The 14,180-nt window shown below is 40.4% G+C and carries 16 protein-coding genes; 11 read left to right on the top strand and 5 right to left on the bottom strand.

Annotated elements, in window-relative coordinates; genetic code table 11:
- Positions 1–154: 154 nt before the first annotated feature.
- The gene (gene lexA / locus GPK81_RS04090; protein ID WP_021978042.1) at positions 155–775 is read right to left on the bottom strand and encodes a transcriptional repressor LexA; all 621 of its coding nucleotides are present in this window, start codon (positions 773–775) and stop codon (positions 155–157) included.
- A 215-nt stretch (positions 776–990) separates the two neighbouring features.
- On the opposite strand from lexA, the gene GPK81_RS04085 reads away from it, so the two are divergent.
- From GPK81_RS04085 to GPK81_RS04035, 11 genes are all read left to right on the top strand, one after another.
- On the top strand, positions 991–2,436 hold the full coding sequence (locus GPK81_RS04085; RefSeq protein ID WP_021978041.1) for an HlyD family efflux transporter periplasmic adaptor subunit: 1,446 nt from the start codon (positions 991–993) through the stop codon (positions 2,434–2,436).
- Between the two features lie 18 nt (positions 2,437–2,454).
- A complete protein-coding gene (locus GPK81_RS04080; RefSeq protein WP_021978040.1) occupies positions 2,455–3,147 on the top strand; it encodes a YggS family pyridoxal phosphate-dependent enzyme in 693 nt (230 codons plus the stop codon).
- A gap of 24 nt (positions 3,148–3,171) precedes the next feature.
- The gene (locus GPK81_RS04075) at positions 3,172–3,831 is read left to right on the top strand and encodes a cell division protein SepF (protein ID WP_021978039.1); all 660 of its coding nucleotides are present in this window, start codon (positions 3,172–3,174) and stop codon (positions 3,829–3,831) included.
- A 4-nt stretch (positions 3,832–3,835) separates the two neighbouring features.
- On the top strand, positions 3,836–4,588 hold the full coding sequence (locus tag GPK81_RS04070; protein WP_021978038.1) for a YlmH/Sll1252 family protein: 753 nt from the start codon (positions 3,836–3,838) through the stop codon (positions 4,586–4,588).
- Positions 4,589–4,607: 19 nt separating this feature from the next.
- Positions 4,608–5,699 (top strand): 3-dehydroquinate synthase, encoded by a 1,092-nt coding sequence (aroB, locus tag GPK81_RS04065; RefSeq protein WP_215706582.1) that lies wholly within the window; start codon positions 4,608–4,610, stop codon positions 5,697–5,699.
- Positions 5,696–6,232, top strand: coding sequence for a signal peptidase II (gene lspA, locus GPK81_RS04060; protein WP_021978036.1), 537 nt, complete (start codon positions 5,696–5,698; stop codon positions 6,230–6,232). The genes aroB and lspA overlap by 4 nt, the downstream gene beginning before the upstream one ends.
- Positions 6,233–6,279: 47 nt before the next feature.
- Entirely contained in the window at positions 6,280–7,194 is a 915-nt protein-coding gene (locus GPK81_RS04055) for an RluA family pseudouridine synthase (RefSeq protein WP_021978035.1), read from the top strand.
- Between the two features lie 102 nt (positions 7,195–7,296).
- Complete coding sequence (locus GPK81_RS04050; protein ID WP_021978034.1) at positions 7,297–7,938, top strand: cytidylate kinase-like family protein; 642 nt, start codon at positions 7,297–7,299, stop codon at positions 7,936–7,938.
- Between the two features lie 169 nt (positions 7,939–8,107).
- A complete protein-coding gene (locus GPK81_RS04045; RefSeq protein ID WP_021978033.1) occupies positions 8,108–9,535 on the top strand; it encodes an AI-2E family transporter in 1,428 nt (475 codons plus the stop codon).
- Positions 9,532–9,981, top strand: a complete 450-nt coding sequence (dtd, locus tag GPK81_RS04040; RefSeq protein WP_118063858.1) for a D-aminoacyl-tRNA deacylase — start codon at positions 9,532–9,534, stop codon at positions 9,979–9,981. Before GPK81_RS04045 ends, dtd begins: the two co-directional genes overlap by 4 nt.
- Positions 9,982–10,213: 232 nt before the next feature.
- Positions 10,214–11,275: a tyrosine-type recombinase/integrase gene (locus GPK81_RS04035; protein WP_119239703.1), complete on the top strand. Its 1,062-nt coding sequence runs from the start codon at positions 10,214–10,216 to the stop codon at positions 11,273–11,275.
- A 227-nt stretch (positions 11,276–11,502) separates the two neighbouring features.
- Here GPK81_RS04035 and GPK81_RS04030 read toward each other — a convergent pair whose 3' ends face one another.
- The 4 genes from GPK81_RS04030 to GPK81_RS04015 all read right to left on the bottom strand — a co-directional run bounded on the left by GPK81_RS04030 (position 11,503) and on the right by GPK81_RS04015 (position 14,055).
- A complete protein-coding gene (locus GPK81_RS04030; RefSeq protein WP_059085862.1) occupies positions 11,503–11,760 on the bottom strand; it encodes a hypothetical protein in 258 nt (85 codons plus the stop codon).
- A gap of 155 nt (positions 11,761–11,915) precedes the next feature.
- Positions 11,916–12,746 carry a rhamnulose-1-phosphate aldolase gene (gene rhaD, locus GPK81_RS04025; protein WP_118063856.1) on the bottom strand — a complete coding sequence of 277 codons (831 nt, stop codon included), beginning with the start codon at positions 12,744–12,746 and terminating at the stop codon, positions 11,916–11,918.
- A gap of 369 nt (positions 12,747–13,115) precedes the next feature.
- A complete protein-coding gene (gene cyaB / locus GPK81_RS04020) occupies positions 13,116–13,703 on the bottom strand; it encodes a class IV adenylate cyclase (protein ID WP_118070036.1) in 588 nt (195 codons plus the stop codon).
- A gap of 4 nt (positions 13,704–13,707) precedes the next feature.
- Positions 13,708–14,055: a molecular chaperone Hsp90 gene (locus GPK81_RS04015; protein WP_215706581.1), complete on the bottom strand. Its 348-nt coding sequence runs from the start codon at positions 14,053–14,055 to the stop codon at positions 13,708–13,710.
- Positions 14,056–14,180 lie beyond the last annotated feature (125 nt).

Genomic DNA, 14,180 nt, shown 5'->3' with positions numbered 1-14,180 from the left:
GAAAGGCAAAGAATAACTTCGTATAGAGTCAAGCGGATATTCGCAATCCGCTTCGCTACTTACTTGATTTGGTTAAACAAGCTGAACAAAAAATGCGGTATCCTTTAAACAGATACCGCATTTTTGCTGCTTTCATATAACTGGAAACTGCAGTTTAAGAAAAGAAGCGGAACACTCCAAATACCTTGCCAAGGATTTTCAGGTTTCCAGTGATAATAATCGGTTCCATATTGTCATTTTCCGGCTGAAGACGATAATAACCATTTTCTTTATAGAATGTTTTGACTGTGGCAGAATCATCAATCAGAGCAACTACCATATCTCCGTTTTCGGCGGTGGACTGCTGTTTTACAAGCACCTGATCGCCGTCAAAAATACCTGCGTTGATCATACTGTCACCTTTTACTGTTAACATAAAGCTCTGTTCATTTGGCATATATTCTGCCGGGATTGGAAAGTAGGCATCAATGTTTTCGACAGCCAGGATCGGCTGTCCGGCTGCAACGGTACCTACAAGTGGGACATTGACAACCTCACGGCGTACCAGATTAAAATTATCGTCTATAATTTCAATTGCACGGGGTTTGGTTGCATCTCTGCGAATATATCCGTTTTTTTCGAGAGCTTCCAGGTGAGAGTGAACAGAAGAGGTGGACTTCAGATTTACTGCTTCACAGATCTCACGTACAGAAGGCGGAAAACCTCTGTTGAGAATTTCATTTTTCATGTAATCCAGTATTTCCTGCTGTTTTTTGCTGATTCTGCCATATGTCATATGTATTTACCTCCCTGGGTTAAAGTTTATCTGCTGCCGGATATGATATGACAGCGTCACGAAATTATATTTTGAATATTATAACATACTTTTGCGAAAATAGCAAACGGATATTCGGAAAGTATGTTCGCCCGTTTTAGAGCTTGTATTCAGGAAAAGAAAATGTTACAATAAAACGGATTTTAAGAGATGAAAGATGTAAAGGAGGCATTCATTTGCCTGATAATAAAACGCATTCCAGCAGCACACCTGGAATACTGGCAAAACTTCGTAAAATTTTTGGTCTGAACATTGGAACGGTGATGTTTGGAGCGATACTTATCTATATGATTTTCAGTGTGATTCTTTATCTTACGGCTTCTCATATGGAGTCCTATCAGGTTCCGTCAGGTCCTTTGTCCATGAATGAAACATACACCGGATTGTCTATTATGACAGAAAATGTAGTACAGGCAGATGCTGGTGGGTATGTTACCTATTATGCAAGAGAGGGAACCAAGATCAATGCAAATGGAGCTGTATACAGTTTAAACAGCTCCAAGGCTGCGGGCAGCGGTTCTTCTCTGAGTAAGGAGGAGCTGACGGATATCCGCAGTAATATGCAGAGTTTTTCCAAAGGGTTTGATGCAAGTAAATTTAACAGTACATACAGTTTTAAATATCAGCTGAACGGAAGCATTCTTCAGTATGCTTCTGATAACTCCAGTGTATCTACGACCAGTACAGTGAACGAAGACGGGGAGGAAGTTACAACAACTACAACAACAGCTTCCAGTGACCCGAATATACGTCGTGCCCAGACAGACGGTATTATTTTGTATTCTACGGATGGATATGAATCCAAAACCGTCGATACCGTTACAGCAGCTGATTTTGATCAGAATTCTTATCAGGAAACAGATCTGAAAACAGATGGCCAGGTAAATGCCGGAGACGATATTTATACAATTATCACGGATGAACGATGGAGTCTTTTGATTCCGTTAAGTGAAAAACAGGCTGCCAATCTGAAAGACCGCACATCCATACGTGTTAAATTTTTAAAAGATGATCTGACTCAGACCGGAGATTTTTCCATTAAGGAGATTGATGGATCTAAATATGGAAAGATTGATTTCAATAAAGGTCTTATCCGTTATGCATCGGATCGTTTCCTAGAAATAGAACTGGTTACCAATAATGTGACCGGACTGAAAGTTCCGTTATCATCTATAGTAACGAAGGAATTTTATGCAATTCCCTCGAAATATATGACAACGGATAAAGATACACAGCAGTCAGGCTTTATGCTTTCAGGCAGAAACAAAAAAGGAAACAGCACTACAACGTTTATAAATACGGGTATTTACGGACGTGATGAGGCTACGGATGAAAAAACACAGAAAGTAAGTTATATTTATTACGTTGATAAAAGTAAATTCAATGAAGGCGATGCAATCATTGATCCGGACAGCGGAGAAAAGTTTGTAATCGGAGATACAGAAGTTCTGGAGGGCGTTTACTGCATCAACCAAGGGTATGCTGTATTTCGCAGAATTGAAATTCTGGATGAAAATGAAGAATACGCGGTTGTTTCCAAAGAAACATATAATGGACTTGTCAGATATGACCGTATTGTAAAAAATGCAGATAAAGTAAGTGAACAAGATATACTTTATTAATAAAGGAGGCTTTCGGCTATGGTAGCGGAAAATTTAGTACAGGTACAGAAAAATATTGAAGAATCCTGTAAGAAAGTAAATAGAGATCCTGGAGAGGTTACACTTATTGCCGTCAGCAAGACAAAACCAGTGGAAATGCTTCAGGAGGCTTATGCTGCAGGTGCACGCGTTTTCGGAGAAAATAAAGTACAGGAGATTGTGGATAAATATGATCAGATGCCGGCGGATGTTCAGTGGCATATGATCGGACATCTTCAGCGCAATAAAGTAAAATATATTGTGGATAAGGTTGCGATGATTCATTCTGTAGATTCTCTTCGACTGGCTGAAACCATAGAAAAAGAGGCAGAGAAAAAGGATGTAGTCGTACCGATTCTTATAGAAGTAAATGTAGCTCAGGAAGAGAGCAAATTTGGATTAAAGCCGGAAGAAGTTTTGCCGTTTATTGAACAGATTGCAAGTTTTCCACATATACAGATCAAAGGTCTTATGACAATTGCTCCTTATGTAGAAAATGCTGAGGAAAATCGTGAAATTTTCCGTGAACTCAAGAAATTAAGTGTTGACATTGCAGCTAAAAACATTAATAATGTTACTATGAGTGTTCTGAGTATGGGAATGACCGGAGATTATATGGTCGCCGTGCAGGAGGGCGCTACAATGGTGCGTGTAGGTACCGGTATTTTCGGTGCAAGAAATTACGCAATATAAGACTAATAAGATTGGAGATTTAAAATGGGCGTTTTAGATAAATTTTTAGATGCCATCAAACTGAACGACGATTATGACGATGACGAATTATTGGATGATAGTATTCTTGAGGATGAGGACGATTATGATGATGACGATTTCCTCGATGATGACGATGATATGGAAGAGAAGCCAAAGAAGAAATTCTTTGAGAAGTTTTCCAAGAAAAAGAATGTAGAAGAGGAAGACGATTTTCTGGACGATGAGCCGGAGGAAGAACCGATGAAGGTTTCTGCTCCAAAAGTAAGTGCAAAAACAGCTGCTGCCAAAGCTCCTGTAAAACAGGAACGTGTTTCCAGACCAGCGCCTTCGTCTAAGATCACACCTATGCGTACAAGTAAACGTTCCTCACAGTCAGTAAATATGGAAGTGTGTGTAATTAAACCAACTACTATGGAAGAGGCAAGAGAGATTGCAGATACACTTGTTGAAAATTCTACAGTGATTCTGAATCTTGAAGGAATTGATGTGGAACTTGCTCAGAGGATCATTGATTTTACTTCTGGAGCATGTTATTCTCTTGGAGGAAGTCTTCAGCAGGTATCCAGCTATATTTTTGTACTTGGACCATACAATGTGGATATTACCGGTGATCTTCAGAATATCCTTGGAGGATCTGTACCATCTGTAAGAGTGGGTTACTGAATCCATGGATAAAGAAGAACTTTTTATCAAGAGAATCCGTGAGTTGGCAAACATGGCATATCAGCGGGATATTACCACATTTACGGATTTTCTTAATTTAAATGAACAAAATATTTTAAACAGTCAGAATTTTCATAAGCTGGGCGTAACAGCAGAAAGTTTTGGAGGATATGAAAATGCAGAGCGTCAGATGGTAGCCTTTCATTCTGATGCTCTTACTTTTACATGGGAATATCCCATTGATTGCATCCGCCTGGAGCCCAAAGCAGTAAAATTTTCGGAAGATTTGACACACCGGGATTATCTTGGAGCAATACTGAACCTTGGCGTTGACAGAAGTGTTGTGGGTGATATTCTCATAGAAGACCATACGGCGAGTTTCTTCTGCCTGCATAGAATGACAGATTTTTTTCTGGAGAATCTGTGCCGTGTAAGACATACCACCGTTGTGGCTTCCAGGATAGAAGACCCCGGTGAATTTCCACAGCCGAAAATGACACCAATTACAGGTACCTGTGCTTCTGTACGTCTGGATTCATTGATCGCACTGGCTTTTGGGACGTCAAGAAGCAGTATTGTACATTGTATTGAAGAAGGTCTTGTATTTGTAAATGGAAAACTGATTACATCCAATGGCTATGAGCCTAAAGAAGGCGATATTATATCCGTTCGAAAAAAAGGACGTTTTATTTTTGATGGAGTATCCCGCCGGACGAAAAAAGGACGTCTCGGTGTACGTATTCTGCTTTATATCTGACAGCAAGGAGGAAAACGCGATGGCTGAATCAAAATTACTTGTAAAGCGTGAGGGGGATTTTAGATATCCAATCTGTTTTGAAGAGGATTTTTCCAATCTGGCTCAGGTTATGAGAGAAGAAGGACTTGCGGACAGAAAAATCTGTATTGTAACAGATTCTAATGTAGGTCCATTGTATGAAGCACCTGTAAAAAAAGCTTTAAGTGAAGTAAGCTCTGATATTTCCGTGTTTACTTTTGAGGCCGGAGAAAAAAATAAAAATCTGGATACCGTTTCTGGTCTATATCAGGCGCTGATTAACAATGGACTTGACCGGAAAAGTCTTCTTGTTGCTCTGGGTGGCGGTGTTGTAGGTGATCTTACCGGATTTGGAGCGGCTACTTATCTTCGGGGAATTGATTTTATTCAGGTTCCAACGACGTTACTTGCTCAGGTAGACAGCAGCGTTGGTGGAAAAACAGGAGTAGATTTCCAGCAGTATAAAAATATGGTTGGAGCTTTTCATCAGCCACGTCTTGTTTATATGAATATGAGTACTCTTTCTTCTCTGCCGGCAGAACAGTTTGCGTGTGGAATGGGTGAGATCCTGAAAACAGGACTGATCTGTGATGAAGAATTTTTCCGTTTTGTATGCCGTGAGCAGAAAGAGATTAAAAAGCTGGACATGAAACGGATTGCCAGAATGGTACGCAAATGCTGTGAGATCAAAGCTGGTGTTGTGGAGCGTGATCCAAAGGAGCAGGGAGAGCGTGCACTTCTCAACCTGGGACACACCGTAGGTCATGCGGTAGAAAAACTCAAGAATTTCACCTTGCTTCATGGGCAGTGTGTGGGAGCCGGACTGGTAGCTGCGGCGTATCTTTCCATGAAACGAGGACTTTTGACAGAAGAAGAATATCAGGAAATTCGTCAGGGATGTGCGGACTATGATCTTCCTGTACATGTAGATGGCCTTATTCCGGAAGAAGTTCTTTTGGCAACAAAGAAAGATAAAAAAATGGAACAGGGTCATATTAAGTTTATCCTGATGGACGGCATCGGAAAAAGTTTTATTGACAAAACAGTTACCGATGAAGAACTGTTATCCTGTATTCAGGAGATAACTTTATGATCAGCCGTGTTAACCATCATCAGAAAATGTCTCCTGGCAAATGTCTGGCAGGGGATATTTTCCTGATGATCTTACTTGTAGCCGCAGATCAGGTGGCGAAATGGCTGTCATATCTGTATCTGAAAGGGCAACTGTCGATTTCGCTGATTCCCGGTGTACTTGAACTTCATTATCTTTATCCGGAAAACAGGGGAATTGCTTTTGGAATGTTTCAGGGAAGTGTACTTTTCTTTGCAATTGTAAGTGTGCTGTTTCTGGGAGTGATTCTCTATGCATGGATCCGTATTCCAAAAGAGCGTTTTTATCTGCCGTTACTTACGATTGCTACCGTACTTGCTGCCGGTGCTCTGGGAAATTTTATTGATCGTTTTTTCAGAGGATATGTGATTGATTTTATCTATTTCTCCCTGATTGATTTTCCGGTGTTTAATCTGGCAGATATTTATGTGGTTGCAAGTGGGATTTTTCTGATTCTGTTTGTGTGTACCAAATACAGAGATGATGATTTTTCATTTCTGAATATTAAACGGTGATTTGGTCAGAGGATGATGGATTCATCTGATTTTGCAGGAGATATAAAATGGAAATATACGATTATACAGTAGAAAAAGAAGAATCAGGTATACGAATCGACCGCTATCTTGCAGAAAAAGACAGCGGTCTTTCCAGGTCGTTCATTCAGAAACTTCTGAAAGATGGACAGATTACAGTTGGGGATAAGGCTGCCAAATCCAATTATAAGGTCAGGGAAAACGACAGAATTCATCTGGAGATTCCGGATTCCAGTGAACCGGATATTGTTCCGGAGGATATTCCACTGGATATTCTTTATGAGGATGAAGATGTGCTGATCGTTAATAAGCCCAAAGGAATGGTGGTACATCCTGCTGCCGGGCATTATCAGGGAACACTGGTAAATGCGGTTATGGCCCATTGTGGTGACAGCCTTTCCGGGATCAACGGGGTGATGAGACCTGGAATTGTCCACAGAATTGATAAAGATACTACCGGTGCGCTTCTGGTGTGCAAGAACGATACGGCCCACCGGGATCTGGCAGAACAGCTGAAATGCCACAGTATCCGGAGACGTTATCGTGCAGTTGTACAGGGAAATCTGAAAGAGGACGAGGGAACCATAGAAGGTCCTATCGGACGTCATCCAACAGATCGTAAAAAAATGGCCATCAATTACAAAAATGGGAAAGATGCGGTAACACATTACAAAGTACTGGAACGTTTTGGACAGGCAACCTATGTGGAATGCCGGCTAGAAACAGGGCGTACCCATCAGATCCGCGTGCATATGGCCAGCATCGGACATCCACTTCTGGGAGATACGGTATATGGGTCTTCAAAAAATCCCTATCATCTGGAGGGACAGGCTCTTCATGCAATGATTCTTGGGTTTGTTCATCCACGTACCTGTGAATATATGGAATTTACAGCTCCACTTCCGGAATATTTTGTTAAATTGCTGTCAAAATTGCGAAAATAACTGGAAAACTTGTGAAATATAGTGTATAATAGCTGTATTAAAGAGGAAGCGAAGTTCATATTTATGAATTTGCTGAATCGAAGCAGAAAGGATGTGGCTGTTATGAGTAACAATACAACAAGTTCTATTATTACAATTGGTCGTAAATATGGTAGTGCCGGAAGACAGATCGGCCAGGAAGTTGCTAAGTATTTTGGAATTAAATGCTATGATAAAGAGCTGCTGGAGCACGCAGCCAATGATAGTGGAATCTGTAAGGAACTGTTTGAGCATCATGATGAGAAACCTACAAACAGTTTTCTTTATTCTCTTGTAATGGATACGTATTCTTTTGGATATTCATCCGCAGGGTTTACAGATATGCCTATGAACCATAAGATTTTTCTTGCACAGTTTGAGGCGATCAAGAAGCTTGCTTCAGAAGGCCCCTGTGTAATGGTAGGCAGATGTGCAGATTATGCACTTGCAGATAATCCGGATTGTTTCAGCGTATTTGTCCATGCAAATCTTGACTGGCGTATCAACCGTATTTCCCAGAAATACAATAAGAACGCCAAAGAAGCCAAAGACATGATCAACAAAACAGACAAGAGCCGTTCCAGTTACTATAATTATTACACCAATAAGAAATGGGGATCTGCCGACAGCTATAATCTTTGTCTGGACAGCAGCAAGCTTGGTATTGATGGAACTGCGAAGGCCATTATTGAAGCCATTCACATTTATGACAGCCTGAAAAAATAAACGTCAGATTTTTATAGGCACCCTGCCATTTTATGGCAGGGTGTTTTCGGTATCAGCGAAAAAATACAGACAGAATTCATCCTTATGAGTTTTGAGAGAGAATGTTTATGCTTTTTTTAGACACAAACCGGAGATGCTATGTTATAATCACATGGTGGAGGAAATTACTATGAAAATTCGTTGGAATCATCGCTACGTGCAGTTAGGTGTGACTGCATTTCTGGTCATTGCTGCCAGTATTTTATTTTATTACGGGATTTTCCATATGAAATCCCTGGTTACCGGAATTAAAACATTTTTCAGCATTATGGCGCCGATCATTTATGGAGCCGCCATAGCATATCTGTTAACCCCCATTGTTAATTTTCTGGAGCGGAAGATTATTTTTCCTATTTTTGAAAAAAGACACAAAACCCTTCAGAAAAAGGGCAGAAAAGTAGTACGCTGGATCTGTGTAATTCTTTCTGTGTTTTTTATGTTCCTGATCATTTATGCCCTTGTCATGATGATCCTTCCGCAGTTGATCCGAAGTATCATGAATATCATCTACAGTTTTCCTCATTATGTAAATGTTGTGGAGAACTGGCTGAATTCCGTTGTGGAAAAGGGCTGGAAGCTGAATCCGGATATGATCAGCCAGATCAACCAGTATTCCAGCAGATTGCAGGAATATCTGACAAATACGATCCTTCCTCAGATGCAGTCCATGATGAAAAACATATCTGCGAGTTTTCTGGATCTTCTTGTTTTTTTGAAGAATTTCCTTATTGGAGCGATTGTATCACTTTATATCCTGGCAGATAAAGAGGGATTTGTTGCAAAGGCCAAAATGGCTACCTATGCGGTTCTTCCGGCCAAATGGGCGACTTTTCTTGTTCATTCCATGCGTTTTACGCATAAGACTTTTGGCGGATTTATCAGTGGCAAGATCCTGGATTCTGCAATTATCGGTGTATTGTGTTATGTGGGAACATCCATCATTGGAACGCCATATGCGATTCTGGTCAGTGTGATCGTTGGCGTGACAAACGTTATCCCGTTTTTTGGACCATATCTTGGAGCGATTCCGTGTATTCTTCTTATTTTGCTGGTAGATCCGATTCAGAGTCTGTATTTCCTGATCTTTATTCTGGTTCTTCAGCAGTTTGATGGAAATATTCTTGGACCTAAGATTTTGGGGGAATCTACCGGATTGTCCAGTTTCATGGTCATTGTTGCAATTATGGTTGGCGGTGGTTTATTCGGAGTTCCGGGAATGATTGTCGGCGTTCCGGTTTTTGCGGTTCTGAATGCGGCTGTATGGAAGCTGATCGGACGTAGCCTTGATGAAAAAGAGATGTCTGCAGATGCTGAGTTTTATAAAGATATTGACTGTGTAGATCCCGTTTCCGGAAAAGCGTTGCCCATGCCGGTAAAAGAATCTGCAACAAAAGCAAAAATGCAGGCAGTTGCAATAAAAGCAGAAAAACACAGAGTGTGGACCGGAGCATGGAACGAAATCAAACGAATGTTTGCATTTTTGGCCAAGTTTGTCCAGGCAAAATATATAGGTTTTCGACTGAAACAGAAAAACAGACGGAGGAAGAATAAACGATGAAATTTGTAATTCAGCGTGTAAATCATGCAGAAGTTAAAGTAGATGGAGAAACAGTTGGAAAAATTGGAAAAGGATTTCTTGTTCTGATCGGCGTTGGCCGTGGGGATACCAGGGAAGATGCAGACTGGTATTTGAAAAAACTTCTGGGACTTCGTATTTTTGAGGATGAAAATGGAAAGACCAATTTATCCCTGGCAGATGTAAACGGGGAATTGCTTTTGGTTTCACAGTTTACTTTATATGCAAACTGCCGTAAGGGAAATCGTCCAAGTTTCATAGAAGCCGGTGCGCCAGATGAAGCAAATAAATTATATGAATATATTATTTCAGAAGCCAGTAAACAGGTTCCGGTTGTGGAACACGGAATTTTTGGTGCAGATATGAAAGTATCTCTGGAAAATGACGGACCGTTTACCGTTATTTTTGATGAAAACCTCAGAGGGTAACGACAAATAATAATAAAAAGTGCTTCCATAAGGAGGCACTTTATTTACTTGAAAATTTATCAAAAACAGGCAATTTTGCAGGAAGTAGCTGTTTATACTACCAATCTATTTGAAAAACTCGGGTTTGTCGTATAGATATAGATGGGTGCGAAACCACTTCTTTTGACCTTTTATACCGGTATTTCAGGTGTTTCCTGCGAATCATGTATTAAAATCATATAAAGGAGTTTTTATGGATAATAAAATTACTTACCATGAACAAAATGACATTGACAATACTTTAAAACTCCGTGAAGTTTTAAAAACACTTCCGCCATTTTGCAGGGATTATTTTCGGGCCATTGACGCAACGACGACAACCAAAACCAGAATTTCCTATGCATATGACATTCGTATATTTTTTCAGTTTCTGTTAGATCAGAATCCGATGTTTAAAGACAAAAATATGTCGGATTTTACAGTTGATGTTCTGGATCAGATCAAAGCTGTTGATCTTGAGGAATATGAAGAATTTCTCAAAGTTTATAAATCCGCGGACTCTTCCAAAACGGAAACAAATGGTGAACGTGGCGTCAAACGTAAAATTTCTGCATTGCGTAGTTTTTATGCATATTATTACAGACATGAAATGATCACCACCAACCCGTCTGTTCTGATCGATGTGCCCAAGATCCATGATAAGAATATTATTCGTCTGGATACTGATGAGGTTGCCATGCTGCTGGATTATATTGAACACTGCGGAGATACGCTGACCGGGCAGAAACGGATGTATCATGAAAAAACGAAGGACAGAGATCTTGCTATTGTCACTCTCCTTCTTGGTACCGGGATCCGAGTATCTGAATGTGTCGGGCTGGATGTTGAAGATGTAGATTTCAAAAATAACGGAATCAAGGTCACCCGAAAAGGCGGAAATGAAATGGTTGTATATTTTGGACCAGAGGTGGAAAAAGCACTCAAAAAATATCTGGAAGTCCGGGAAAATATCACTCCACTGGCAGGACATGAGCACGCGCTCTTCTATTCTACCCAGCGCCGCCGGATCGGTGTCCAGGCAATTGAAAATCTGGTCAAAAAATATGCCAGAGAGATTACAACAACAAAGAAAATCACACCTCATAAGCTCCGCAGCACCTATGGTACTGCCCTGTATCAGGAAACCGGTGATATTTATCTTGTGGCGGATGTTCTGGGACATAAGGATGTCAATACGACAAAGAAGCATTATGCGGCCCTGGATGATGCCAGACGGCGTCAAGCAGCCAAGGCGGTACGTCTTCGTGAGGACTGATGTATAATTAGATTGCGGAGCAACTGGTTCGTTTGGCATACACTGTATATAATATAAATATAGAGGTGGTTAGTTCACATAATATAAATTATGTAAATCAACTGCCTCTATATATTTAATCACATCAGGAAAATCCCTAATCCCCTGTAGGGTCCCAAAAACATTAAGTAGTGCTTGGGAACATCTGTATTATATCCATGCCCCCAAAATCAAAATCCGTATTTAACTTATTTATCAAAATCTGTCTCAAATACACCTTCCGGAGTACGCATGGTAAGAACACCCAGATTAAACTCGCTGTCCATAATAGTAATATGATATTCAAAGATCACATCATCATCAAACTTGGAAAGCAATACATAACTTCCGTTCTCTTTCCCATCGATCTGATCGCAGATGTCATCGTAGACTTCCTCTCCGGAAATCTTTCGAGGGTATCCGCTTGCCTTGATCTTTTCTTCGATCGCTTTATATAATTCTTCCATACTTATCCATATCCTTTCTGAAATTAATTGGCTGATAAACCAGATATGTTTTTATCATACCAGATTTATCAGCAAAAATCAGCAAATATTTGGTTGTTTCCGATAAAGTTTCAGATAGAGATACAGGTTATATGAGTTGCATTGTATGAAGAGATTTATTTTTTCTCGTAAAGGAATTCTTCTGGCAGAGTTACTTTGAAATCTTTTGCAAGAGCACGGAAGTCATTCGGTGTGATGGTCTGCAGTTTCTGCGGAGCCATGGATAAGATCTTAACAAGGATCTCTGCGGATTTTTCAACAGTATGAAGAAGGCCGAAGGTCAGGTCAAAGTCCTCGCCGGAGCAGAACATTCCATGATGTGCCCAGATGACGACGTCATATTTTTTCATCAGTTCTGCGGTTTTGACAGCGATATCTCTTCCGCCTGGAACCATCCATCCGATGACACCAACACCATCCGGGAATACTACCGGACACTCCGTTGCAGATTCCCAGAGTTCACGGGTGAATACTTTGTCATCCAGAGGAAGAACAAAGGTAAGTGCAATGGTATTGGTAGTATGTGCATGGTAAATAACACGATGTTTTCCGTTGGTAAGTTTTTTCTTTACTTCATGGTTCATCAGATGAGTTGGAAGCTCACTGGTCGGACGGCCACCTTCCACCAGTCCCCAGCGAATACGGTAATTTGTTCCTGTCTCGTCAAGCTCGATGATCGCAAGACATACTTCCGGGTCAACGATAATATTACGGAAATATTTGCCGCTTCCGGTTACCAGGAAAAACTCTCCTGCAAGCCCCGGAACTTCAACACCAATAGGGGTCCACTCTCCTGGGGCGTTCAGTCGTGGACGGATCATCTCCACTTCTTCTGCTTTCAGACGATAGCTTAAGTTTCCGCCGTTTCTCTCATGCCATCCCTGCTGATATCCATCATCCGCCATTTTGATAAAGCCCTGTACAAATTTAGATTCAAGAATTTTCATATTATATTCCCTCCGTGTTTATATGTGGTTTGTTGTTGAGATTTCAATCTTTTTATATTGTTTCTTGTTGTTTGTGACTTTATTATACGACCGATGATGTGGATTTGTAAAGACCTTTTTTGAAAAAATGTCAACAAATCCACACTCAAAACACAAAAAGCATTGTAAACATTCAATAAACCACATAAAAGTAAACATAAAGCAACAAAAAAGCAAACAATCAATGGAAATATCATGTGATTTGAATGTGGTTTGATGTTGTTTTATAATGTGGAATTTATAATATTGTAAGAAAAGAAAAAGCAGGAACATTTTCGTATTCTGTAGCTTAAATACTCATACGAAAATGTTCCTGCCAGTTTAACCGAATCAGGCAAGATATCCATCTGCTTCTGTATGTGCAGCCTTTTTCTGAAGCATACTGAGATAAGAAGTCTGTACAGTATCTGACATGTGATATCCCAATATGGCAAGAAGATCTTCCATCCTGGATAAAATTTCTTCCCGTTCGCTTTCCTGCTCTGCGATCACTTCAAGCTCCAGAAAGTCTCCAAGTCCCTCTACCTGATCCAGACAGGCGGTAAATCTGCCGCATTTCAGGTATTTTCGCAGTTTTATAACCGACGCTACAGGAGAAAAATCCAGATGGATGAGAATATTTTTAAGCACTTCTGTATCGGATACTTCTGTTTCCAGTTCCATTCGGGACATGGAGACTTTATCCAGTTTTGGACCTTTAAAATTAATCTGAGTTTTGGAAATACCGGATCTGCAGTCTGTGCTTGTTCGGATTCGCAGTGCTTCATCACGTTTTTTCACATCATGGTAGATGCTGTTAAAATAGGTATCTTCTTCCCTGATTTCTGCTGTCTCATGAAATCCCTGATCTGTCAGAAGTTTCAGAGTTTCCTTAAGATTCTTTAATGGAAGCTTGACCTCAATTTCAAACTGATCCATGCTATTACTTCAGAATTTCAGATTTTTTGTTCAGAAGTGCTTCGCAGGCTGCACATGCCGGGCAGTCACAGTATTTTGCACCTGCAGCTTTGATCTCCTCAGCGTGAGCCAGGATCTTTTTTGCGCCATCTGCGCCAAATACCTGAGCACCCATGTCAGAACCTGCAAAAGAGATCAGTCCGTCGATGGGCATGATATCTGCTTCCAGTTCTTTTACGTAAGCAGTTGCCGCATCTGCTTCTTTCTCAGTTCCTGCAGCATTCAGATAATTCTGTGCCGCTTCTTTTACTTCTTTGCATGCAGAGGGTGCCTGAAGAAGATCCTGTGTTAATTCTTTGATTGTTTTTGCCATGGTAATTTCTCCCTTCTGATTATAGCATTCCCGGAAATGATTGTATCAGGTTGAACTGTACAAAACATGAATTGCTGGAATTGCTATAGTAACAGATAAAATCTTTCTGTTATGTATTTATAACA

Source organism: Blautia sp. MCC283, assembly GCF_018785565.1.
Taxonomy (GTDB): Bacteria; Bacillota; Clostridia; order Lachnospirales; family Lachnospiraceae; genus Blautia_A.
The sequence above is the reverse complement of the archived record's forward strand: the minus strand, read 5'-3'. Positions and strand labels throughout refer to the sequence as shown.